The organism is Amycolatopsis pretoriensis (assembly GCF_900107925.1).
Classification (GTDB): domain Bacteria; phylum Actinomycetota; class Actinomycetes; order Mycobacteriales; family Pseudonocardiaceae; genus Amycolatopsis; species Amycolatopsis pretoriensis.
On record NZ_FNUJ01000002.1, the window covers coordinates 892,409 to 917,245 of the forward strand.

Here is a 24,837-nt window from a genome sequence, read left to right on the forward strand (position 1 = left end):
TTCAGAAATTCCTCCGGTCAGACACGGGAAATAGGTTGCTCTGCTGCTGCTTCCTGCCAGGACAGCCGCGCGAACACCTCGGACACGATTCTTCCGATGCTCAGCATGGGCTGGGCGTCCATCATGTCGTCGTGTGCACAGTCGATCGAGTGAGACTCCACGCCTCCCTGAGCGAGATCGGTCCAGCCCGTTCGGTGTTCGTCCTCGGCGCGCCGCGACTCGGCCGCCTCGATGCTGACGATTCTTCCGCGACACGGCTGTGATTGATGGGTGTCGAGGAGCCGGATGCAGTGCTTGGTCATCGCCGACAGTTCGGTCACCTCGTCGCCGGACAGCTCGGCCGGTACGCCCTCGGCGGCGCCACGGATCGATTGCTCGATCAGCTGGAGCAGATCTTCCGGCAGTTCCTCCGCGGGCTGCCCGTTCCCGCGCTCGGCGGGGGCGGCGTCGAACAGGATGAGAACCGGTACCTCCTCGCCGAGGTTCTCGAGTACTACCGCCATCTCTTGGGCGACCACCCCACCGAAGGACCACCCGGCCAGCAGGTAGGGGCCGTGCGGTTGGATCTCCCGGATGTGCGCGAGGTAGTCCTGGGCGATTTCGCCGAGCGAGCCGGGGCGCTCCGCGCGTTCGAGGTACCCGCTGGATTGCAGGCCGTAGACCGGATGGTTCCCGGGCACGTGCGGAAGCAGCCGCGAGTAGCACCAGCTCAGTCCGCCGGCCGGGTGGACGATGAACACCGGAGTGCGGTCTCCAGCCGCCCTCAGTGGCAGCACCGTGGCCAGCGAATCGGACTGGCCGGCATCGAGCCGCGGCGCCAGGTCCGCGACGGTGGGCGCTTCGAACAGGGTTCTGACCCCCACTTCGGCACCCAGCGCGGAGCGAATCCGGCTCACCAGGCGAATGGCCAGCAGAGAATGCCCACCCAGGTCGAAAAACCCGTCGTCGATGCCTATGCCGCCGACAGCCAGCACTTCGGCGAACAGCTCGCAAAGGATCTCCTCGCGGGGGTTCCGCGGCGCCCGCGACAGGCTCGAACCACCGGAATCCGGAGCCGGCAACGCCCGCCGGTCCAGCTTTCCGTTCGAGGTCAGCGGCAACGCGCCCAGCATCACCACCGCGGCGGGCACCATGTAGTCCGGCAGCACTTCACCCGCGAAACGACGCACCTCGACCGGATCGACATCGCCCACCACGTACGCGACGAGGCGCTTTTCGCCGGGCCGGTCCTGCCGGGCGACCACCACGGCCCGGCTCACGCCCGGACACCGCACCAACGCCGCCTCGACCTCCCCCACCTCGATGCGGAAACCCCGGATCTTCACCTGGCCGTCGACGCGCCCAACGAATCGCAACCGGCCATCGACGTTCCAACGTACCAAATCTCCGGACCGATACATCACCCCGCCGGGCGAGCCGAATGGGTCGGCCACGAACCTCTCCGCCGTCCGGCCCGGCTGATTCACGTAGCCCCGCGCAACGCCGGCTCCGGCGATGTACAACTCGCCGACAACGCCGACCGGAACCGGAGACAGCCGCTCATCCAGCACGTAGACGCTCACGTTGTCCAACGGCCGGCCAATCGGCACCACACCGGATATCCCATCGGCTCCCCGATAGGCACCGGCGGTTGCTATGATTGTCGTTTCGGTCGGCCCATAGCCGTTGACCACCACAGTTCCCGGGCACACGTCGAGAACCCTCGCGACCGCCCCCGGCGACGCCACATCACCGCCGGTCTCCACCTGACGCACACCGGCGAACATTTCCGGGTGCTCCTCGGCGGCGACGCCGAACAGGCCGGCGGTCATCATCAAATGGGTGATTCCGCGGTCGGCGATCTGTTCCTTCAACGCTCCGAGCGAAGGGTCACCGGCCGGCGCCACCACGACGTGCGCGCCGTTGAGCAACGGCGACCACATTTCGTAGATCGACGTGTCGAACACGTGCGGCGAGTGGAAGAGCACCCGGTCACCGGCCTCGACCCGGCCGACGCCCTCCCGCACGAAAGCCGCCACGTTCGCGTCCGTGACCGCGACCCCCTTGGGCTTCCCGGTCGAGCCCGACGTGTACATGACGTAGGCCGGCTGCCTGGCATCGCGGGCGCGCCCGGGAGCAACGGCACCGCCGACGACCTGGTCCGTCCTCAGCACGGTCGCACCGCCGGCCAGCGCCTCGGCGACGAAGCCGTGCGAGCTCAGCGACTCGTCCACCAGCACCACCCGGGCGCCGGTGTCCGCCTGGGCCATCGTCATCCGCGAGACCGGGAAGGCCGTCGAGAGGGGGACGTAGAACCCACCGGATTTGGCGATGGCCACCAACGCGACCACCAGGTCGACGGAACGCTCCATCAACACGACGACAGCGGACTCGTGCCCGACGCCGTGACGGATCAGCTCGTGGGCGACCCGGTTCGCCCGCGCGTCCAGTTCGGCGTAGGTCAACGCCAGGTCGCCACCGGACACGGCCGGCGCGTCGGGAGTCCGCGCAACCTGATCGGCGAACAGTTCCGTCAAGGTCACGTCCGGCAGCACGCTCCGGGTGCCGTTCCATTCCACCAGCAACCGGTGACGTTCGGCGGGACCGACGACATCGATGTTCCCCACCCGAACGCCGGGGTCGGCGAGGACCGCTTCGAACACCCGTTCAAGCCGGGCCAGAAACCCTTCGACAGCAGGCCGGTCGAACAGCGCGGTTCGGTACTCCACCTCGACGTCGAGGCCGGCGTTCCCGCCCGCCGTGTCGAAAAGCTCGGACAAGGTGAAGGTCAGATCGAATTTCGCCTGCGCGGTATCGGAATCCGCTTTCACGGACTCGGTCCGCAGCCCGGCGAGCTCCCAGTCCGCGTGGGTGTTGTTCTGCAGGCTCATCATGACCTGGAACAGGGGTGTGACACCTCGGGTCCGGCTCGGGTTGAGCGCCTCGACCACCGCTTCGAACGGAACGTCCTGGTGCGCGTAAGCAGCGAGGTCGGTCTCCCGCACCCGGCGGACCAGCTCCGAGAAACGCGGATTTCCCGAGACATCCGTCCGCAGCACGACCGTGTTGATGAAGAACCCGATCATCTTGTCGAGAGCGTCATCGGTTCGACCGGCGATCGGGCTTCCCAGCGGAATGTCCGTGCCGCAGCCCAGGTGTGACAGCAGCACCGCCACGGCGGCCTGCAACACCATGAACAGGGTGGCGTTGTTGCTCCGGGCGATCTCGGCGAGTCCCGCGGCAACGGCCGGTGGTAACGAGGTCGAAACCAGTGCCCCGGCGGACTCGGTCGTCGCACCCGGGTGATCGAAGGGCAGCTCGAGCCGAGCGGGCAGGCCCGCGAGCTGCTCCCGCCAGTAGGCCAGCTGCTTGACGAACGCACTGTCCGGATCGTGCTCGTCGCCGAGCAACCGGCGGTGCCACAGTGTGTAGTCGATGTACTGAACCGGAAGCGGCGGGAACTTCGGTTCCCCCCCTTTCCGCCCTTGCTCGTACGCCGTGGCCAGATCTCGCAGCATCGGGCTCATCGACCACCCGTCACACGCGATGTGGTGCACTACCAGCAGGAGGACGAACTCGTCGGACGCCACCGTGAACAGACCCGCTCGCAGCGGAAGGTCGGCGGAAAGATCGAACTCCCGCGACGTCATGGCCGCCAGTTCCTTGCTCAGGCTGGCTTCGGTGGTGTCGACCACCGGCAGTTCGAGGCGCACGGCCTGGGCGGGAATCACGTTCTGCCACGCTTGCCCGTCCTGCTCCGGGAAAACGGTCCGCAGGCTCTCGTGCCGGTTGACGACCTCCCTCAGCGCCACCTCGAGCGCGGGAATGTCGACCGCGCCGGACAACTGCACCGCGAACGGGAGGTGGTAGGACGCACTTTCCCCCACCTTGCTCAGGAACCACAGCCGTTGCTGGGCGAACGACAACGGAGCCCGCTCGGGCCGGTTCGCCACCGTCAGCGGAGTCCGGACGGCCGCGCCGTCGTCCAGTCGCTGCGCCAAGGCCGCGACGGTCGGTGCTTCGAACACGGTCCGGACAGCCACTTCGGCGCCCAGCACCGAGCGGATCCGGCTCACCAGGCGAGTCGCCAGCAGCGAATGCCCGCCGAGCTCGAAAAAGCTGTCGTCAACACCCACTCCGCCCGCGCCCAGGACCTCGGCGAACAACCCGCACAGGATCTCCTCGCGCGCATCGTGAGGCCTGCGGGACGACCCGGAGCCGCTGAGATCAGGAGCGGGCAACGCCCGCCGGTCCAGCTTCCCGTTCCGGGTCAGCGGAAGCTCGTCCAGCGTGACCACCGCGGCCGGCACCATGTGGTGCGGCAGGGTCCGGGCCGCGAATCGGCGCAGCTCGACCGGGTCGGCATCGCCCACCACGTACGCGACCAGGCGCTTGCCGCCGAACCGGTCATCGTGTGCGACGACTCTCGCCTGGGCGACGCCCGGATGCCGCGCGAGCGAGGCCTCGACCTCGCCCGGCTCGATCCGGATACCCCGGATCTTCACTTGGTTGTCGGCGCGGCCGCTGAACCACAACCGGCCATCGGCGTCGCGCCGGGCCAGGTCCCCGCTCCGGTACATCACCTCACCGGCAGTGCTGAACGGATTGGCGACGAACCTCTGTGCGGTCAGACCCGGCCGGTTCAGGTACCCCCGCCCGACGTTGGCGCCCGCGATGTACACCTCACCGACGACTCCGACCGGGACCAAGCAGAGTCGTGTGTCCAGAACGTACGCACGCGAGTTGTCCACCGACCGGCCGATCGGCACGGAAACGAGTGGTTCACCTGCCGGATCCAGGATGAACCGCGTGGCCGCATGCGTCTCCGAAGGGCCGTACTCGCTGCTCAACCGCCGGCCGGGCCGCGATCGCCAAACCCGGTCTATCGACCGGGAGAGCGTGAATTCTTCGCCTGCCTGGACGATGTTCGTCAGTGCTGACAGTTCGAGACCGGCACTGATCGAAGCTTCACAGACAGCGTCGATGACCGGAGCCGGCGCATTGAATTCGGTGATTTCGCGGGCATCGAGCCACTGGGTGAGCAGCCTCATGTCGCGACGAGTGTCGTCGTCCGGTATCACCAGGCAACCGCCGCACAGCAGCGTGGCGAGGATCTCGACGATGGACACGTCGAAGCTGATCATCGTGAACATCGCGGTACGTAGCTCCGGACCGGTCGACGCTCCGGCACAGCGCCAGGTCAGGAGGTTCACCAACGCGCCGTGCGTCATCACGACGCCCTTGGGAGTACCGGTGGAACCCGAGGTGTAGATCACGTAGGCCGGGTGCTCGGCGAGGAGTGGTGTCACTCGCTGCGCATCCGTCGGGTTCCCCTCGGCGCCGGAGGCCGTCGCGGTCCTGTCCAGCAGCAGACGAGCGCAGGGGATGCGCAGGTCTCCCGCGGCGTCGGTCGTGGTCAACACCAACGCGGGCGCGGCATCGGCGAACATGGTCGCGATCCGCTCGGCCGGATAGGCCGGATCTATCGGCAGGTACGCCGCGCCGACCTTGAGAACGGCCAGCACGGCGGCCACCAGTTCCGCCGAACGATTCGCCAGCACCGCGACGATCCGCTCCGGCCCGGCTCCCCTCCGGATCAGCTCATCGGCGAGCTGGTTGGCACGCTCGTTCAGCTCCCGGTAGGTCAGCAGGACACCATCGTCCTCCACGGCCGGGGCTTCCGGAGTCCGCCCGACCTGCGCCTCGACGAGTTCGGCCACCGACGAGTCCCCGCGTGGCCGTGCCGTGTCGTTCCATTCCTCCAGTAAGCGGTGACGTTCCCGGGGATCGACCACATCGATCGCGCGGATCCGTACACCGGGGTCCGCCGCCGCCGACTCCAGCGTCCGCACGAGTCCTTTCGCCATGGTGGTGATCGTGCTGCCGTCGAACAGATCGGCCCGATACGTGATCGTGCCCAGAATCCTTCCCGGCTCTCCGTTCGCGGTTGGTTCCTCGTTGAGGCAGATGTTCAGGTCGAACGTCGCGGTTTCGTTCTCGAACGGAATCTCGTGCAGCTCGATCCCGCCCAGGTCGATGCTCGGCAGGTGCGGTGAGCCGAACTGGAAGAAGATCTCGAACAGTGGTGTGCTGTCCTGCAGCCGAACCGGGTTGACGGCTTCGACGACCTTCTCGAACGGCACGTCCTGGTTCGCGAACGCGGACAGGTCGACTTCGCGGACCTGCTTGAGCAGGCCGGTGAAGGTGAGGTCACCCGACGTGTCGGTGCGGAGCACCAGGGTGTTCGTGAAGTAGCCGACCAGATCGTGCAGTGCCTCGTCCGACCGGCCGGAAACGACGGTGCCGAGCGAGAGGTCGGTGCGCCCGCCCAGCCGGGTCACCAGCGCCGCGATCGCGGCGTGGGTGATCATGAACATCGTGGTGCCGGTGCGCGATGCCAGCTCGAGCAGAGCCCGGTGTACGGCCGGTCCGATCTCGAAGGCGACTTCACGAGCGGTGTTGTCCCGCGACCGGTGATCGAGCGGCAGGCCGGCTTCCCGGGACGCGTCGGCCAGGGTGGCACGCCAGTGGTCCAGCTGCTTCGCCAGGACGCTGCCCGGTTCTTCACCGTCGCCCAGCAGCTCGTGCTGCCACAACGTGTAGTCGGCGTATTGCACGGGCAATTCCGGCCAGGACGGCACTTCGCCTGCCGCGCGGGCCGCGTAGGCGGTGCCGAGGTCGCGCCAGAACACGTCCTCGGACCAGCCGTCGAAAGCGATGTGGTGTGCCGCCAGGACGAACACGCCCTCGTCGGCGCCGGTCCAGACGAGCTTGGCACGCAGCGGGATGTCCGTGGTCAGGTCGAACGGGCGCTCCACGAAATCACGCACGATCGGATCGGCCACCGGGGCGTGCACGGAGGTCAGGATCGGGGTCAGCTCCGCGGCGGGCACGACGTGCTGGCCGGGTTCTCCCTGCACGGAAGGAAAGAGGGTGCGCAGGCTTTCGTGCCGGAGGACGACGTCGTGCAGTGCCGCGGCGAGCGCCGGTTCGTCGAGCGGAGCGGAGAACCGCCACACCATCGGGACGTGGTACGCGGTGTCCTTCGGGTCCAGCTGGTGGAGGAACCAGAGTCCCCGTTGGGCGAACGAAAGCGGGATCACGACCGTGCTCCTTCGGCTGCGGCGGAGTTCGGGGTGGTCAGGAGCTGTCCTTCACGAGTGCGGCGCCGCAGCGCCGGCCGGGAGACGTCGGCCTCGAAGTCCACGCACGTGGTCAGCCCGGCCACGGTGGGGTAGTCGAACAGATCGCGAACCGACACCTCGACGTTCAGCACCGCCCGGATCCGGGCCAGCAGCCGGGCGGCGAGCAGCGAGTGGCCGCCGAGGTCGAAGAAGCCGTCGTCGATGCCGACCTCGGGCAGGGCCAGGATCTCCGCGTACAGCTCACACAGCTGTTGTTCCCGGGGAGTACGCGGCTTCCGGCCCTCGTCGGCGACGACGAGCTCCGGCGCGGGCAGGCCCTTCGAGTTCAGTTTCCCGTTGGGGGTCAACGGAACCGCGTCGATCTCCACGAAGGCCGACGGCACCAGGTAGTGGGCCAGGTCGCGGACCGCGGCCGCCCTGAGAAAGTTCTCGTCGACCGGTGCCCGGCCGTCACTGACGTAGTAGGCGACCAGGTTCCGGTCCCCCGGCCGGTCCTCGCGCACGACCACGACCGCCTCCCGCACGCCGGGCACGGTTTCCAGCACGCGGGCGACCTCGGCGGGTTCGATCCGGAACCCGCGGATCTTCACCTGGTCGTCGGCCCGGCCGGCGAACTCCAGTTCCCCGTCGGCGTTCCACCGCACCAGATCACCGGTGCGGTACATCCGCGCCCCGGGCTCGCCGAACGGATTCGCCACGAACCGTTCGGCGGTCAACGCCGGCCGGCCCGCGTAACCCCGCGCCACGCCCGCACCGGCCACGTACAGCTCGCCGACGCTCCCCGGCGGCACGATCCGCAGGTACGCGTCCAGCACGTACACCTCGGTGTTGACCAGCGGCTTCCCGATCGACGCCCGGCCGGTCGCGACCGGGGCGAGCGCGGCGATGGACACGTCGTCGGAGCATTCCGCGGGACCGTAGACGTTCATCAGGACCACGCCGGGAACGTGCTGGTACCAGCGGGTGATCAGCTCCGGCGGCAGCTCCTCGCCGTGCACCAGCATCAGCCGCAGGCCCTCCAGGCTTTCGCGGAAGTCCGGTGCGGCCTCGACGAGGTCGAGCACAGCGCGCAACAGCGATGGCACGATCTGCAGCACCGTGATCCCCTCGGCACGGCAACATCGCAGCAGGGCGGCCGGGTCGCGCGCGGTGTCGTCGTCCATGGCGTGCACGCGTCCGCCGGCGGCGAGCATGGTCAGCGTCTGCCAGATCGAGACATCGAAAGTCAGGGGCGCGTTGAACGCCATGACGTCCCGCTCGTCCAGGCCGTACAGGTCGATCACCGCGTGCAGGTGATTGGCCAGCCCGCGATGGGGCACCAGCACGCCCTTGGGACGTCCGGTCGACCCCGAGGTGAACACGGCGTAGGCGACGAGGTCCTGATCCGGCTGCCGGAACGAAGACGGCCCGCCGACCGCGAGGTCGACGACCTGGACGTCGTGCCCGGCCGCCGCCGCGATCTCCGCCGCACGGGCACGCAGGCCCGAGGACGCGACCAGGAAGCGCACCCGCCCGTCGGCGAGCATCCGCTCCACGCGGGACACCGGCGTGGTGGCGTCCACGGGCATGTACCCCGCGCCCGCACCCAGGACGCCCAAGACCGCCGAGACGTACCAGGCACTGCGTTCCGAGAGCACCGCCACCAGATCGTCGGGCGCAACCCCCGCGGCCGCCAGCGAACCGGCGACACCGGCCGCGTCCCGCGCCAGCTCGGCGTAGGTGAGGCCACCGAGCGGCGACGAAGCCGCGACGGCACCGGGCCGCCGGGCAGCCCACGCCGCGACGGCCGCGGGCAGGTCGAGCGGTCGTTCCGCGCGACGCGGGCCGTTCCACGACACGAGCTGCCGGTGCCGCTCCTGCTCGGTGAGGACGTCGATGCGCCGCAGCGAGCGGTCCGGGTCGGCGACCACGGTGCGGAACACGGTCACCAGCCGGGTGGCCAGAGCTTCGACGGTCCGCCGGTCGAACAGCTCGGTGGCGTACTCCATGACGACGTCGACCCCGCCTGGTCGGCCCCGCTCGTCGTGCCGGACGGAGAAGTCGACGGAGAGGTCGAACTTCGCGGTGCCCGTCGCGTCGGGCCGGCCGGTGATCGCCGCACCGCCGAGGCGGAGTGCTTGGGCGCCGGACCCGTAGCCGTCGTCGAGCGCGATGAAGATCTGGAACAACGGGTGGTGGGCGAGGGAACGCTCGGGGTTCAGGCGTTCGACGATCTGCTCGAACGGCACGTCCTGGTGGGCGTAGGCGGCCAGGTCGGTGGCCCGGACCCGGGCGAGCAGCTCGCGGAAGGCCGGGTCGCCGGACGTGTCGGTCCGCAGCACCAGCGTGTTGACGAAGAAGCCGATGAGATCGTCCAGTGCCTCGTCGCCGCGGCCGGCCACGACCGTGCCCAGCGGAAGGTCCTCACCGGCGCCGACCGCGGTCAGGACGACCGCGAACGCCGCGTGCAGGACCATGAACAGCGTGGCGTCCTCGGACTGGGCCAGCTGGGCGAGCTCGCCGTGCAGTCCCGGGTCGATCGTGAACTCGACGACCTCGCCCTGGTGGCCGGCCACCGGCGGGCGCGGCCGGTCGGTGGGCATCTCCAGCCGCTGGGGCGCGCCGGCGAGGGTGTCCCGCCAGAACGCGAACTGCACGTTGCGGTGGCTGTCCGGATCGTCCTCGGACCCGAGCAACCGCTGGTGCCAGAGACCGTAGTCGGCGTACTGCACCGGAAGGGGCGGCCAGGGCGGAACGGTGCCGCGGACACGGGCCTCGTAGGCCCGCGACAGGTCGTCGGCCAGCGGGCGCATCGACCACCCGTCCGCGGCGATGTGGTGCAGCACCACGACGAGCGTGGCCCGCTCCGGCCCGGTGACGAGGAGTTCCGCGCGGATCGGGATGTCCTCGGCGAGGTCGAAGGTGCGGCCCACCACCTCCCGGACGGCCGGTTCCACAGCACCGGGCGCCGTCTCGGTCACGGTCAGCGGGGTGGCGATGTCGCCGGCCGGGATGATCAGCTGCTCGGGCTCCCCGCCCACCTCGGGGAACACCGTGCGCAGGCTTTCGTGCCGGACGACCACGTCCGTGCACGCTTGCGCGAGCGCGCGCGGATCGAGTGGACCGGTGATGTGCCAGACGAGGGGGACGTTGTAGGCCGCCCCGGTCCGCTCGTACCGGTCGATATACCAAAGCCGTTGCTGCGCGAAGGAAAGCGGGAGGCGGGCGGGACGGTCGACCGCGCGCACGGGCGGCCGCGCCGCGGTCCGTTCGGCCGCCGCCATCGCGGTGGCGAGCCCGGCGACCGTCGGGTGGTTGAAGATGTCCCGAGTGGACACTTCGACCCGGATGACCGCGCGGATCCGGCTGATCAGCCGGGTGGCGAGCAAGGAGTGGCCACCGAGGTCGAAGAAGCTCTCGTCGATGCCCACGGGGGCGGTCCCGAGGACCTCGGCGAACAGCTCGGCCAGCCGGCTTTCCTCCGGCGTACGCGGCGGGCGGCCGCGCTCGCCGGCCGCGAACACGGGCGCGGGCAGGGCATTGCGGTCGAGCTTTCCGTTGGGGGTGAGGGGAACCGTGTCGATGCGGACGAACGCGGACGGCACCATGTAGTTCGGCAGGGCGGCTTCCGCGGCGGTCCGCAGGGCGGCCACGTCGACCTCCGCGTCCTCGAGGACGTAGTACGCGACGAGACGCTTGTCATCGGGGCGATCCTCGCGTGCCACCACCACGACCTGGCCGACGCCGGGGACGGCGGCGACGATCCGTTCGATCTCGGCCGGTTCGACGCGGTGCCCGCGGATCTTCACCTGGCTGTCGGCTCGGCCGAGGAACTCGAGTTCCCCTTCGGGTGTCCACCGAACCAGGTCGCCGGTCCGGTACATGCGCTCGCCGGCGGGGCCGAACGGGTTCGCCACGAACCGTTCGGAGGTCAGTCCCGGCCGCCCCGCGTACCCCCGCGCCAGCCCGGGGCCGGCGACGTACAGCTCCCCCGCGACCCCTTGCGGCACGAGCCCCAGCCGGCGGTCGAGCACGAGCGTGCGGGTGTTGGCGATCGGCGAGCCGATCGAGGCCGCGCCCCGGTCGGCTCGCTCCGGGCCGATCCAGGCGATGGACACATCGTCGGAGCATTCGGCCGGACCGTACATGTTCAGCAGCGGAACGTCGGGAAGGTGCTGGTACCACCGGGTGATGAGCTCCGGCGGCAGTGCCTCGCCGTGCGCCATCACCATCCGGAGGCTGCGCAGGTGGGCGAGGTGCTCGGGCGCCTCCTCCACGAGGTCGAGCACCGCACGCAACAGCGACGGCACGATCTGCAGCATGGTGATGCCCTGGTCGCCGCAGCAGCGCAGCAGGACGGCCGGGTCACGCGCGGTGTCGTCGTCCATCGCGTGCACGCGCCCGCCGGAGGCGAGCATGGTCAGCGCCTGCCAGACCGAGGTGTCGAAGGTCAGCGGCGCGTTGAACGCCAGGACGTCGTGTTCGTCCTGGCCGAGGAGCTCACTCACGACGTGCAGGTGGTTCGCGAGTCCACGACGAGGGACCACGACACACTTGGGGCGTCCGGTCGAGCCGGACGTGAACACGGCGTACGCGGCGGAGCCGGAGAGCCCGCGGGCCGGCACCGGGCGGTCGTCGTCGCCGACGTCGACCACCGTCACCTCGTGGGACGCGGCCTTGACGATCTCGTCGGCACGTTCCCGGAGCGCTGGGTCGGCCAGCAGGAGCCGCACGTTGCCGTCCGCGAGCATCTCGGCGGCCCGGTGCACGGGTGTGCCGGCGTCGATCGGCAGGAAACCGGCGTCCGCGCCGAGCACGCCCAGGATCGCCGAGACGTACCAGCCGTTGCGTTCCGAGAGCACCGCCACCAGGTCGTCCGTGCCGGAGCCGGCGAGGTTCACCGCGCGCGCGACCCGGGCGCTCCGCGTGGCGAGTTCCGGGTAGCCGAGGGTCTCGTCCGCCCAGGACACCGCGACCGCCGCCGGGTCCTCGCCGGCACGCCGGCGCATCCAGGCGACGAGGTCCAGCGGCTCTTCCGCGCGCGCCGGCCCGGTCCACTCGACCAGCTGCCGGTCGCGTTCGGCCGGCGACAACGCGGTGAGCGCCGAGACCGGCCGCGCGGGGTTCTCCGTGGCCGCGAACAGGACCGCGGTCAGTCCGTCCGCGAGCCGGCGGACGGTGGCCTGGTCGAACAGGTCGGTGGCGTACTCCAGGACCGCCCGGATCCCGGCGGGGTCCCCGGCATCGTCCCGGGTCTCGACGAAGTTCACCGCCAGGTCGAACCTGGCCGCGGTCACGGGCTGCGGCAGCATCCGCACGCGCACTCCCGGCAGCCGCAAGCGGTCCGCCGCGGAGCCGTCGTCGAGCGCGACGAACACCTGGAACAATGGGTGGTACGCGGGCGAGCGCTCCGGGTTGAGCGCCTCCACCACCCGGTCGAACGGCAGGTCCTGGTGCGAGTAGGCGTCCAGGGCGACGTCGCGGATCCGGTCGAGCAACGCGGTGAAGGCCGGATCGCCGGACACGTCGGTCCGCAGCACCAGGGTGTCGACGAAGAACCCGACCAGGTCGTCCAGCGCTTCCTCGGTGCGGCCGGCGAACGCGGTGCCGAGCGGGATGTCCTTGCCGGCTCCGTACGCCGAGAGCGTCACGGCCAGCGCCGCGTGCAGGACCATGAACAACGTGCAGCCCGCGGACCGGGCGAGTGCTCGTGACCGCCGGTGCAGATCCGCCGGGATCGCCACCTCGACGGCCTCGCCGCGGTAGGTGAACGCGGCGGGGCGAGGACGGTCCAGTGGCAGGGACAGCTGCTCGGGCGCCCCGCGCAGGGTCCGCTGCCAGAACTCGGCCTGCTCGGCGGCGAGCGCGCTGGGGTGCCCGTCCTCGCCGAGCAGGTTCCGCTGCCACAGGGCGTAGTCCGCGTACTGCACGGGCAACGGACCCCAGTCCGGAGCTACGTCCCGCACGCGGGCCGCGTACGCGGTACTGAGATCGCGCGCGAACCGTTCGAGCGACCACCCGTCGCACACGATCTGGTGCACGACGACCAGGAGCGTCCGTTCACCGGGACCGTCGATCAGGAGGTGAGCCCGGATCGGCGGTGTCGCGGGCAGGTCGAACTCCTGCCAGACCAGGTCGTGGACCCTGCTCGGCACCGAGCCGGCCGGAACCCGCTCGGTCGTCAGCAGTGATCCGCGGGAATCCGGGTCCAGTACCCGCTGTTCCGGTTCGCCGTCGGTTTCGGGGAACACAGTGCGCAGGCTCTCGTGCCGTGCGACGACGTCCCGCAGCGCCGAGTCCAGGGCGTGCTCGTCCACGGATCCCGTCAACCGCCACAGGTACGGCACGTTGTAGGCGGCTCCGACGTCGCCGTGGCGCTGGAGGAACCACAGCCGTCGCTGCGCGAACGAGAGCGGGACACGCTCCGGCCGCGGAGCCGGGACGAGCTCGGGTCGCGCGGCGTACTCGGCCGTCAAGGTGCACCAACCTTCCGGGAGAGAGGCCTACTGGGCGTTGCGGGTCCGGGTGATCACGGCTGCCAGCTCCGCGACCGCCGGCGGCCGCATGATGCTGTGGTGGTCCGCGGTGACCGACGCGAACCGCAGGTCCGGGCCGATCAGCGAACCCCAGCCCCACGTGCGGTCCGTGCCGGCGAGGGCGCCGTCCGCCTCGGCTCGCACGAGCAGCACCGGGTAGTCGGCGCCCTGGGCGACGCCTCCGGCGGCGTACTCCTCCCACGCCCGGGAGTTCGCCGCGTAGACGTCGAAGATCTTCTTCACTTCGTCCCCGCTCGTGCCCGCCGGCAGGTCGGGCTCGAAGTGCCACGCGAACTTGCCGGCGAGCTTCGACTCGGTCAGCAGGTGCGCCTCCTGGAGCGCTTCGTCGGAGGTGTCGTCGAACCCCGGGGCCGGGCAGTCGATCAGGACGAGCAGCGCCACGTCGTGCCCGGCGCGCCGGAGCGCGTCCGCGGTCCCGCGCGCGACCAGCCCGCCGAAACACCAGCCGACCAGCACCGGCGGACCGTAACCACCGGCGGCGACGGCCGCGGCGTAGTCCTCGGTCATGACGGCGAAGTCGTCGTGCGGCGGACTGCCGTGCAGGCCGAGCGCCTCCACGCCCACCACCTCGTGCTCCGCCGGCAGCGTCCGCGCGAGATCCCAGTAGCAGAGCGTCGTTCCGCCACCGGGGTGGAAGCAGAACACCGGTGAGGTGGCGGTTCCTTGTCGCAGTGGCACGAGGTTCGAGTCGTGGAACTCCCCGCCGCGGATCAGGTCCGCGGTGGCGGCGACGGTCCGGGCCCGCATGATCGACGCCATGGGCAGGTTGGTGCCGAACGCCCGGTTGACCCGTGCGATCAGCTTGATCGCGTGCAGCGAGTTGGCGCCGAGGTCGAAGAAGTCGTCATCGCGGGAGATGTCGACGGTGTCGACGACCTCCTCCCAGATGACCAGCAGGCGCTGTTCGACGGAGTCGGCCGGTCGCGCCGGCCGGGTGCGCCGCGGCTCGACCGGAGTGAGCGCCGACCGGTCGAGTTTGCCGTTGCTGGTGAGCGGAAGCTCCGCCACCACTTGCCACCTGGCCGGCACCCACGCGGGCGGCAGGTCGCGCCGCAGCAGCTCTTCGACGTCCGCGGCCGTGGCGGCGCCGTCGAGGACCACGTACGCGTCGAGGTGACCGATCAGCCCGTTCTCATCCTCCCGGGCGACCACGGCGGCCGCCACCACCCCGGACAGACGCCGCACGGACACCTCGATCTCACCGAGGCTGATCCGATGCCCCCGCAGTTTGACCTGGTCGTCGAGGCGGCCGAGAACTTCGACCCCGCCGTCGGGCACGCGCCGGCCGGCGTCGCCGATCCGGTACCGCCGACCGGCGAAGCCGCCGGGCCCGCCGGTCAGATAGCCGAGTCCCACGTTGGGTCCGCTGATCAGGACCTCGCCGGGACACCACAAGGGCAGGAGCGCGCCCGCGCTGTCGACGACGGTGATGGAATTGCCGCCGAAACCCGTCCCGACCGGAACGGACTTCAGCCGTTCGTCGCGAGCCGTCCCGACCAGATGGCACGTCGCTCCGATGGCCGTCTCGGTCGCTCCGTAGTGGTTGTACACGCGGAGGTCCGGTGCCAGCGCCTGGAGCCGGTCCGCGAGCGACGGCGGGAGGAACTCACCACCCAGGACGAGGGCTTCCCGCGGCAGCACCGCGGCCGGGTCGTCCGCCGCGGCGAGCAAGGCGGTCAGGTGCGACGGCACGAGTTTCATGAGGTCGACCGGGTGCCGGCGCAGCCGTCGCGCGAGCGCGGCCGGATCGGTGGCCACATCGCCGTCGATCAGGTGGACACAGCCACCGTTCGCCAGTACCGGAAAGATGGCCGTGTACGCCAGGTCCGCGGCCAACGTGGTCATCGCGGCGGACCGCGTGCCGCGGTCGATGCGGAACACCTCGCTGCTTCCGGCGACGTAGTGCGCGAGTTGCTCGTGGCCGATGACCACGCCCTTGGCGGCCCCGGAGGTTCCCGAGGTGTAGATGACGTAGGCCACGCCCGCTCTGGTCGTGGGCTCCGGCTGCGGCTCGGTGTCCAGGATCGCAAGACCGCGCGTGACGATCACCGGGGCGGTGACGTCGCGGACGACGGTGTCCAGCCGGGCCTGCGGCCAGGCCGGGTCGAGCGGGACGAAGGCGGCTTCGGCCAGCCAGATCCCGACCATCGCCACGACGGTCTCCACCGCCGTCTCGGCCAGCACGGGCACCAGCGCACCGGGGCGGACACCGTTTTCCCGCAGCACATCGGCGAACGAACCAGCCCGGTCGACCAGCTCCCGGTACGTCACGGCGGCCGCGCCGCCGACGATCGCGGGCGCGTCCGGCCGCTCGTCCGCACGGGCGAGGATGCGGCGCAGGACCGTTTCCGGCCGGCTGACCGGCTCCGGTGCCCGCTCCGGTTGTGGCGCCAGGCGAACGACGCCGATCTGCCGCGCCGGCTCGGTCACCGCGTCGGCCAGGAAATGACCGAACGCCTCGGTGAGCGAACCGAGATCCTCGGCGTTCGCACCCTTCGCCGTCACGGTGACCAGCAGGCCCTCGGGGCCGGACAGGCAGTCCACGTGCAGGTCGGCCAGGACGTCCGGCGGCTCGGCCAGGCCGTTCTTCCGGTACCGGAACGCGAAGGCGGTGGCCCGCTGGGCGACCTCGACCGGATCGAACTCGTTCTCGGTAGCTTTCGCGTCCGTCAGCGCCGCGTCCGCCGCCTTCACGGCGTCGGCGAACGACGTCTCCTGGCCGATCTCGAACGACAGCGGCACCGGCCGTTCGAGCGGGCCGACGAGATTCCGGAGGCCGGGCGCGGAACGTCCGTCCGTGACGACCACCGCGTGCTGCTCCTCGGTGCGCGTGTAGCGCACGTAAACGCTTTCCCACGCCGCGAGCACCACGGCGGCCTCGTCCACCGCCAGTTCTTCGGCGACCTCGCGGACCCGTCGGACCGTCGTGGCGGGGATGGTCGACGACGACTCCGAGACGCTGCCGCCGGCCGTCACGAACGGGAGGTACGACCGCGCCGTCGCCGCCGCCGACACCACGTCGACCAGTTGTTCTTGCAGCCAGACAGCCACATCCGCGTACTGGAGCACCTCGCCCGGCGCGTCCGGCGCACCCGTCAGCGTGTCGACGAGCAGTTCCCAGGACGCCGGATCCGTGCTCAGCCGGGGCAGTTCCACGACGAGGTCGGTGCCGTCGGCGGTGGGAACGTACTCGACCGAGACCGCGCCGGCGCGCACGATGGCGCCGCCCCCGGGAAGCGGTTCGACCGCGACGCCGTCCGGTTCGTCGACCACCTGGACCGGCAAGCTCAACCCGGCCACGTCGACGTACCGGGTGCGCAGCGCCTCGTGCGCCGCCACCACCGCCGACAACCGGCCGGCGATCTCGTCGACGCCGATCGTGCCGTCCGTCCGGACCCGCCGGGACACCCGGCCGGCTCCGCCGTGCCGGCGGTACAGGGCCTGTTGTTGCGGGGACAGCTGGTAACCGGTCACTTCCGGCTCGAGCGCGGTCATCGCGTGACTCCGAGGCGTCCGTCGTGCTCGTCGGTCATGGCCACCAGGACTCGGCGCGGTCCCTCGTACGGGTCCCTTCCGTGCGTAACGAGCATGTTGTCGATCAGCAGGACGTCGCCGCGTTCCCACGGCTCTCGGACGGTCTCGGCCTCGAGCGCCGCCCGCACTTCGTCCAAAGTGGAGTCTTCGATCGGTTCGCCGTCGCCGTAGGAGGCCTGCCGGGGAAGCTGGCCGGGATCGAGGTCGCGCAGGGAGGCCTGGACGTCCGCGGGCAATGCCGAGGTGTGGAAGAGGTGTGCCTGGTTGAACCAGAGTTCGGCACCGGTGCCCGGGTGCTCGACCACCGCCTGGCACTTCTGGGACGTCCACAACCGGTCGGTCCCCCGCCAGGCGAAGTCGATCTCCCAGGTCTCGCAGAACCCTTCGACCTCGTCCGGGTCCTCGGTTTCGAACGCCTGCTGCCAGGTGACGCCCAGCCCACTGCCGTAGTTGCGCACGTACCGGACGCCCCTGGCCGCGAACGACTCGAACAACGCCGGGTCCAGGCGCTCGCTGATCCCCTGGTTGCCGGCCAGCGGGGTCGCGCCCCCGGCCTGTGCCGGGGTCTCGCAGTAGAACCACAGGTACCTGGGCCAGACCCTGGCGTAGGACAGTTCGTTGTGCTGCGGGATCGTCTGGTCCGCCGGGTAGTCGGTCGACGTGTAGACACCCTCCACGGTGGACCTGCGCGGTGTCGAACCGTAGGTGTAGCCGAGCAGAACCGGCGACCACGCCCGGACGACCGCCTGGAAGTCCGCGGGTTCCCGGATCGGGAACCCGCGGAACAGCAGGGCTCCGCGCTCGTTCAGGACCTCCTGGATCCGCGGCTTGTTGTCCCGCACCCACGCGGCCAGGCCGACCGTCGGCACGGTGGGGCGGGCGACGGCCGGAACACCGCCGCCGGCGAGTTCGACCGTCACCAGATCCTTGGCGGAGACGGCCACGCGCCGCCGCGCGGCCGGTGAGTTCAGCGGTGCTGGGGTGGTCATGTCGCTCCTCGAGATCAGCTGGTCACGGGCGGGTGACGGACGCGGGCCACGGCTTCGGTTCGCCCGTGCGCGAGATCAACGGCATGTCGCGGATGTCGTCGTGCTTCAGCACCCACATCAGGAACCGGTCGACGCCCATCCCGAACCCGGACGTCAGCATCGGGAAATCCTCTTTCATGCGGACGTACCACGCGTACTCCCGCTCGTCGACCCCGTGCAGCGCCATGGACTTCCGCAGCTCCTCCGCGCCGGTGTGGCGTTCACCGGACCCCACGACCTCCCCCATCCCGAAGTACAGGTCGGCGCTCTTGGCCGTGGTGCGGGACTCGTCACCGAACGCCTGGTAGAAGGGCACGGCCAGGCTGTCGAAGTGGTGCACCCAGACGAACTCGCCGACCCGGCGCATCAGCACCTGCTCGCCTTTCCGGGTGAGCGTGCGCCAATCCCCTTCGTCGCGAACGGTTCCCGCCACGTCGGAGACGGCGCGAACGGCCTCGTCGAACGACATCTCCGCGAACTTCCCCGGTGTCTCCACCATCCGGACGAGGTGGGAGACGTCACCACGCGTCGCCGCGAGCCGGTCGCCGGCCTGGTCGAGGATCGCCGCGGCCAGCGCCCGGACGTAGCCGGTCACGTACTCGATCAGGGCATCCAGGTCACCGGGGAGCTCGGCCTCACTGTGCGTGTACTGGCCGAGGTGGGTCTCGTCGGGGTCTTCGCCGCGGAACGACGGCATGATCGTGTAGCACCCACCGGGCGCGACCCGGCAGCCGTACTCCAGGGCGAACTGCATGGAGTCGGCGAGGTAGGTGTTCACCCCGCTCACGGTCACCGGCACCGGCTCGGAGTCGCTCCCCAACGCCGTCGGACACGTCACGGTGCGGGTGGTGACGGGCAGGAAGAGGTTCTTCAAACCGCGGGAACTCGCGTACCGCAGGGTGGTCACGTGGATGATGTCGTGCAGGTCGCCGACCAGCCGGTACCAGGGTGATCCGAGGGACCGGGCCAACGTCGCCAGGTCGTTGCCGCCCCAGCTGGCGGGCGGCTCGACAGTTGTCACAGTGGGGTTCACGCGTCTGCCTTCCTGGAGCGGCGGGCTAGTGGGCGGCCACGACCGGGGAGATGTTCTGGTTGTGCCGGAAGACGTTCTCGGGGTCGTAGCACGATTTGGTCGTCGCCAGCCGGTGGTAGCGGTTGTCGCCGTAGAGGTGTGTGGTGCCCTGGTGCCGCACGTCCTGGACGTAGTTCACGTACGCGCCACCGTGCTGCCAAGGGGAAAGGCGGTCGACGGCCTGCCGCGACCACTGGGCGTGCGTCTCGTCCTCGCCGGCGTCCGTCCATTGCGCCGATGCCGTGACGATGTAGGGCGCGCTCCGGTTGGGGAACGCCGATTCGGCATCGGGAACGTCCGCGATCGCCCCGCGGAGGAACTCGAAGTCGATGCTCGACAACGGCGACGTGATCTCGTGGCCCGCCTCGACGAGCGCGGCGGCCGGAGCGCTCGTCAGGTCGCTGAGGTAGCAGGATTTCGTGAAGTACCGGTTTCCCGCCGGTTCGCTGCAGTCGCCCAACGCCTGCAGATCGGCGTAGGACAGCACCTGGTCGAGGCGCCCGTCCGGCGGCACCGACCGGAACAGCGGCGCGATCGCGCCGGGACCGTCGGCTTCGGGCCCGAACCAGCCCGCGGTGAGGAACAGAGCGGGCTTGCCACGCAGTCGTTCCGGGATCCACCTGTGGTGGCCCGCGGTCTTCAACGCGCCGACGGTGTGCAGGTCGAGCGGCTGCTGTTCGGCAAACCCGGCGTAGGCGGCCAGCGCTTCGGCCGCCCGGGCGAGTGCGTACACGCCGGTCTGGTGGACCACCGGTCCGACCTTCCGCAGCCGAAGCGTGAACTTGGTAACGACGCCGAAGTTCCCCCCACCACCGCGAAGCGCCCAGAACAGGTCCTCGTGTCCGTCCGGCGATGCCTCCACGATCGCGCCGTCCGCCAGGACGACCTCGGCCGCGGCGAGGTGGTCGCAGGTCAACCCCCACTTGCGGGCGAGCCAGCCGTATCCACCGCCGAGGGTCAGTCCGCCCAGTCCCGTGTGGGACACCACGCCCGCGGGGCACGCGAGTCCGTGTGTCGTCGTCGCCGCGTCGAGATCACGCAGCAGGGCGCCACCCCCGGCCACCGCGATCATCGCGACGGGATCGACGCCGACGGCGTTCAGGAGCGCGAGATCGACCATGACAGCGTTGTCGGCGACGGCGGAGCCGGCGACGTTGTGGCCGCCGCCACGCACGGAGACCGCGAGGCCTTCGGAACGTGCCCACCGCAGGACCGCGCTCACCTCGGCGGCGCTCCCGCACCGGGCGATCATCGCCGGCTGGCGATCGTGCATGCCGTTCCACACGCGTCGCCGCACGTCGTACTGTTCGTCGCCCGGGAAAAGGGCACGGCCCCCCAGCAGCGAGCGGGGGTCGATCGACTTCGATTGCGGTTCGCGCATCCGGATCCATTTCACGTAGCGGCGCAGCGTGGGCTGAAATCCCGCGCGGGCATACCGCGCAGAACCGAATCTCGATTTGTCGCGTCGGTTGTCGAAGGCGCCGACCTCGTTCCACCGCCGACGTTCACGTCATCCACGGCGGGTCGGACGCACACCTTGGTCACACTCGATCAGCGGATCGCGAGCAACCACCCGCGTCCGACATCCTGGATCCAGCTAGATCGAAGTTACGCAATACCGGACTTCAAGTCAACCGTGTCGGACTGCGGCCGGATGCCAGTCCTCTAAGCTGGACGGGAGGGGAGCCCGGGAGGAGTGAAGCAGTGCCCGAGCCAGATCGCGACGCTTCGAGCGAGCGCGTCGATGAGAAGGAACGCACAGTCGAAATCGAGTCCTTCGCCGCGCGGTTGGAGCGGCTGATCAGCGTCAAGAAGCACGATGACGGGCGTCCCTACACGAAGCCGGAGATCGCCGAGGAGATGGGCCGGCAGGGCCTCAAGGTGTCGAAAAGCCACCTGTACGGCCTGCTGAACGGCACGAGCAAGCCGAGTCTTGAGGTGGCCCAGGATCTGGCCGAATACTTCGGGGTGGAGCTGGAGTACTTCGGCAACGGCGAGCGCGGTCGCGAGATCCAGGCCCAGTACGAACTGCTGGCGAAGTTCTCGGCCCAGGGAGTGCTCGACGTCGCATTCCGAGCGAGCGCATTGCCGCCGGACAAGCTGTCGAGCGTGCTCGATTACATCGAGTTCCAGACCAGCAGGCAGACCGGCGACAATCCGACGTCGGGGTGATGCCTCCAGAAGGACCTCGCCTTGGCGTCGCGACATCTGCCAGGATGATCCGGAGTTGATCCAAACCTGGCAGGGGAGGGCCGGATTGGGAGACCTTCGTAGCGAATTGCGTCGTCATTGGCGCAGGACGAGGCTTCGCCGTGATCTCCGCCGACGGCTGGCCGCAGCGCGGATCCACGGCCCCACACCGATGGCCGAGGTCTGCCTGCGGCTGGGCGAACACCGGGACAAGCCGATCCACCTCGTCCCCCAGGCGATGGACGTCCCCGGCCCTTCCGGCCTGTGGATCAAGACCAGCCGAGCCGACTACATCGTCTACCAGTGCGCCGGAACCACGCCCCTGCACCAAGAACACATCATCGCCCACGAAGTCGGCCACCTGCTGGCCGACCACCCGTCCGACGAGGACGACGACGCGGCCTGGCGCGCCCTGATGCCGGACATACCGCCCGATGTCATCCGGCGGGCGCTGCGCGGACGCACGTCCTACGACACGGAGTTCGAACGGGAGGCGGAAACCCTCGCCAGCGTGCTTCTCGAAACGACCGTGCGAGCCCAGCTGCTGACCCGGCCCGGCCGATCTCCACGGGCTCGCCGCGCTCAAACCACCCTCGGCGATCCCGTGGACCTGCTGTGATCCTGCAGCTGTTCCTGTTCGCGGCACTGGCCTGGTTCCTGCTGAGGCTGGTCGCATCTCCGCGCGATCCCGGCTTGTGGGCGGTCGTGGCGTGCATCGCCCTCCAGCTCCTGTCCTTGCCTGAGGTGATCACCTGGGGCTTTCGGCTGGTCGGCGACCTTCCGGCGGCCAGCACGATCAAGCTCCTGGTGAACCTCGGGCTGAACGTGTCCCGCTACGCGCTGATGCTGTTCTTCTTGTTGTCCACCGGCGGATCCCGCGGCCGCGCCCGGGTGGAGGGCCTGGTCCTGCTCGCGGTCTGCGCCGGGATGACCGTATCCGTGCTCTGCCTGCCGGCGAACCTGCGCGCGACCGCGTACCCCCTCAGCGGCAGCCTGCCCCACGACATGAACCTGCCCGGGCTGGCGCCGTTCTACCTGCTCGGCGGCGGTTACGCGGCATACGCGTGCACGGTGACCGCCCGCTGGGCACTGCGCTACGCCGGCGAATCCAGCCCTCGCGGGCGGCTCGGGTTCCGAGTCTCGGCCATCGGTCTCGCCGGCACGACCTTCGTCGCCGTCACCAGGAGCGTGGTCACCATCATCCGCTGGACGAGGCATCCCGGTGCCGGCGACTGGCTGCTGGCGAAGCTGGTCGATCCGCTCGTCTCCCCGGCGAAGGACTTGTTCATCATCGGCGTCTGCTACGTCGGATTCGCGGCCCGCTACACCGCGCTGCGTCTGTGGCTCCGCCGCAGGCACGCCTTCACCGCGCTCGAACCGCTGTGGCAACGGCTGCACGCCATCTTTCCCAGCGACCAGCTCGATCCCGCTCGATCGTCGTTCCCGCTGCAGCTCGGCCACCGCTACTGGCGACGCGTCATCGAAATCCGCGACGGACTGGTCCAGCTCGGCCCACACCTGATCGATGCCGGTTACGACCCTGCACGCCCGGCTCACGAACAGATCACGGCGATCACGACCGCGATGCAACGGCAGGCCGACGGCCGGACGCCGGACAGCCAAGGCACGGTGGTGGTGGCCGCGCCCACAACGGCGGACGTCGACGACGACGTCGACCAGCTCGTCCGGCTTTCCCGCGCCTTGTCTTCCGCGACCTAGGAGCTGCCGATGCCCCAGCGGCTGTTCACCGCGTCCCAGGTCCTGCCCGGCCCCTGCGGGCAGCGAATCCCCGACGGCGCCGTCCTCGTCGACGACGCCACCATCACCGAGATAGGCACCCGTGAGGCTGTCGAGCGGCTCGCCGCGGACGACGTCGTGCGGCAGGACTTCCCCGGCTCCACCATCCTGCCGGGCTTGATCAACTGCCACGTCCACCTGGTCTTCGACCCCGGCCAGGATCCCGTCGCCGGCGTGCACGACGTTTCCGAGGCCGATCTCCTCGAGCGAATGGCCCGTCATGCCCGCCAGCTGCTCGATGCCGGTGTCACGACCGTCCGCGACCTCGGCGACCGCGATGGCCTCGCCATCCGCCTCCGCGACCGCGTCAACGCGGGCGAGTTGCCCGGCCCCCGCATCGTCGCCGCCGGCCCACCGATCACCGTCCCGCAAGGCCACTGCTGGTTCCTCGGCGGCGAAGCCGACGGCGAGCGGGAACTTCGCGACCGCGTCCGCCGCACCGCTGCGCTCGGCGCCGACCTGATCAAGGTCATGGTTTCCGGCGGCTCCATCACCCCGAATTCACCCGCCATGTGGGCTTCCCAATTCACCCCGGCCGAACTTCGCACCATCGTCGAAGAAGCGAGTGCCGCGGGGCTTCCCGTCGCCGCGCACGCCCACGGCACCGAGGCCATCGCCGCCGCCGTCGACGCCGGCGTCACCACCATCGAACACTGCACCTGGCTCCGCGACGGAGGCGGCGGCTACGACACCCGCGACGACGTCGCCGAGCGGATGGCCGGGCGCGGTATCCACGCCTGCGTCGCCTGGCCGCCCGACTGGCCCGGATTCCTCGACCGCTTCGGCCGCGAACGCGCGGCCCTCATCATCGACCGCTTCCGCTGGATGAACCGTGTCGGCATCCCGCTCATCCCCGGCACCGACGCGGGCCTCGGCCACTCCCCCTTCACCGAGTTTGCCGGTGCCCTCGGCCTCTATGAACACGTCGGCTTCCCGCGCGAACGGATCATCGAGATGGCCACTGTCGTCAGTGCCGGCGCCCTCGGTCTCGACGGCAAAACCGGCAGGCTGGCAACCTGCCACAGTGCCGACTTGCTCGTCGTGCCCGGCGACCCGCTCACCGATCTCGGTGTCCTCGGCCGGCAGGAGTCGCTCGTCGTCCGAGGTCAAACGTGGAAACCGGCCGCCGCATCGAGTTGATGTTCGCTGCGCTGGATCAGTCGGGCAGCTCATCCGCCCGACACCCCGACGATCCAGGACTGTTCCGAGATCGGTGTTTCGCCGGCTTCACCTCATCCTGCGCTACGCCGAAGCCGCCGTCGACGACGACTGGGCCGGCCTCAGCGAACGCTACGCCGACCTCCCCGAACACAAGGACGACCGAGACTGGGCCATGCTCACCGACGTTCTCTTCCAAGACACCGACATCCTCGCCGTGCGGTGAATATGATCCGGCACATACAACGTCCTACGCCTGGCGGCGGCCCGGATGGCGCGGGACTTGGCGAGCCGGCAGATCCGGGATTGGCAGGGTCGGTCCCGCACCCGAAGCGGCTGGGAGCGCCGGAGGATTTTGCCCTGTTGGTTGCGGAGATGCTGGAGAACTCGTACCTCAA

The 24,837-nt window shown here is 69.9% G+C and carries 11 protein-coding genes; 5 read left to right on the forward strand and 6 right to left on the reverse strand.

Features of this window, described 5'->3' with window-relative positions; genetic code table 11:
- Window positions 1–17 precede the first annotated feature (17 nt).
- Genes BLV96_RS10885 through BLV96_RS10910 form a run of 6 tightly spaced genes read right to left on the reverse strand, consistent with a single transcriptional unit; the run spans window position 18 to window position 20,675 of the window.
- Entirely contained in the window at window positions 18–7,082 is a 7,065-nt protein-coding gene (locus BLV96_RS10885) for an amino acid adenylation domain-containing protein (protein WP_086676937.1), read from the reverse strand.
- Window positions 7,079–13,579, reverse strand: a complete 6,501-nt coding sequence (locus BLV96_RS10890) for a non-ribosomal peptide synthetase (protein WP_086676938.1) — start codon at window positions 13,577–13,579, stop codon at window positions 7,079–7,081. Before BLV96_RS10890 ends, BLV96_RS10885 begins: the two co-directional genes overlap by 4 nt.
- Window positions 13,580–13,606: 27 nt before the next feature.
- Entirely contained in the window at window positions 13,607–17,155 is a 3,549-nt protein-coding gene (locus BLV96_RS10895; RefSeq protein ID WP_086676939.1) for an AMP-binding protein, read from the reverse strand.
- On the reverse strand, window positions 17,152–18,183 hold the full coding sequence (locus BLV96_RS10900) for a TauD/TfdA family dioxygenase (protein WP_086676940.1): 1,032 nt from the start codon (window positions 18,181–18,183) through the stop codon (window positions 17,152–17,154). Before BLV96_RS10900 ends, BLV96_RS10895 begins: the two co-directional genes overlap by 4 nt.
- Before the next feature lie 22 nt (window positions 18,184–18,205).
- On the reverse strand, window positions 18,206–19,243 hold the full coding sequence (locus BLV96_RS10905) for an amino acid--tRNA ligase-related protein (RefSeq protein ID WP_244180156.1): 1,038 nt from the start codon (window positions 19,241–19,243) through the stop codon (window positions 18,206–18,208).
- A gap of 37 nt (window positions 19,244–19,280) precedes the next feature.
- Entirely contained in the window at window positions 19,281–20,675 is a 1,395-nt protein-coding gene (locus BLV96_RS10910; RefSeq protein ID WP_208608196.1) for an FAD-binding oxidoreductase, read from the reverse strand.
- A gap of 323 nt (window positions 20,676–20,998) precedes the next feature.
- On the opposite strand from BLV96_RS10910, the gene BLV96_RS10915 reads away from it, so the two are divergent.
- The 5 genes from BLV96_RS10915 to BLV96_RS49770 all read left to right on the forward strand — a co-directional run bounded on the left by BLV96_RS10915 (window position 20,999) and on the right by BLV96_RS49770 (window position 24,665).
- On the forward strand, window positions 20,999–21,466 hold the full coding sequence (locus tag BLV96_RS10915) for a helix-turn-helix domain-containing protein (RefSeq protein WP_208608197.1): 468 nt from the start codon (window positions 20,999–21,001) through the stop codon (window positions 21,464–21,466).
- Between the two features lie 190 nt (window positions 21,467–21,656).
- Window positions 21,657–22,103 (forward strand): hypothetical protein, encoded by a 447-nt coding sequence (locus BLV96_RS10920; RefSeq protein WP_086676942.1) that lies wholly within the window; start codon window positions 21,657–21,659, stop codon window positions 22,101–22,103.
- Window positions 22,100–23,203, forward strand: a complete 1,104-nt coding sequence (locus tag BLV96_RS10925; protein WP_086676943.1) for an MAB_1171c family putative transporter — start codon at window positions 22,100–22,102, stop codon at window positions 23,201–23,203. The genes BLV96_RS10920 and BLV96_RS10925 overlap by 4 nt, the downstream gene beginning before the upstream one ends.
- 156 nt (window positions 23,204–23,359) lie before the next feature.
- Entirely contained in the window at window positions 23,360–24,421 is a 1,062-nt protein-coding gene (locus tag BLV96_RS10930) for a metal-dependent hydrolase family protein (protein WP_244180157.1), read from the forward strand.
- A gap of 73 nt (window positions 24,422–24,494) precedes the next feature.
- Complete coding sequence (locus BLV96_RS49770; RefSeq protein ID WP_158104143.1) at window positions 24,495–24,665, forward strand: hypothetical protein; 171 nt, start codon at window positions 24,495–24,497, stop codon at window positions 24,663–24,665.
- Window positions 24,666–24,837 lie beyond the last annotated feature (172 nt).

Excerpts from the sequence above, each read along its gene's own strand:
- BLV96_RS10910 (WP_208608196.1), bottom strand. The coding sequence starts at position 20,675 with ATGCGCGAACCGCAATCGAAGTCGATCGACCCCCGCTCGCTGCTGGGG.
- BLV96_RS10920 (WP_086676942.1), top strand. The coding sequence starts at position 21,657 with ATGGCCGAGGTCTGCCTGCGGCTGGGCGAACACCGGGACAAGCCGATC.
- BLV96_RS10900 (WP_086676940.1), bottom strand. The coding sequence starts at position 18,183 with ATGACCACCCCAGCACCGCTGAACTCACCGGCCGCGCGGCGGCGCGTG.
- BLV96_RS10895 (WP_086676939.1), bottom strand. The coding sequence starts at position 17,155 with ATGACCGCGCTCGAGCCGGAAGTGACCGGTTACCAGCTGTCCCCGCAA.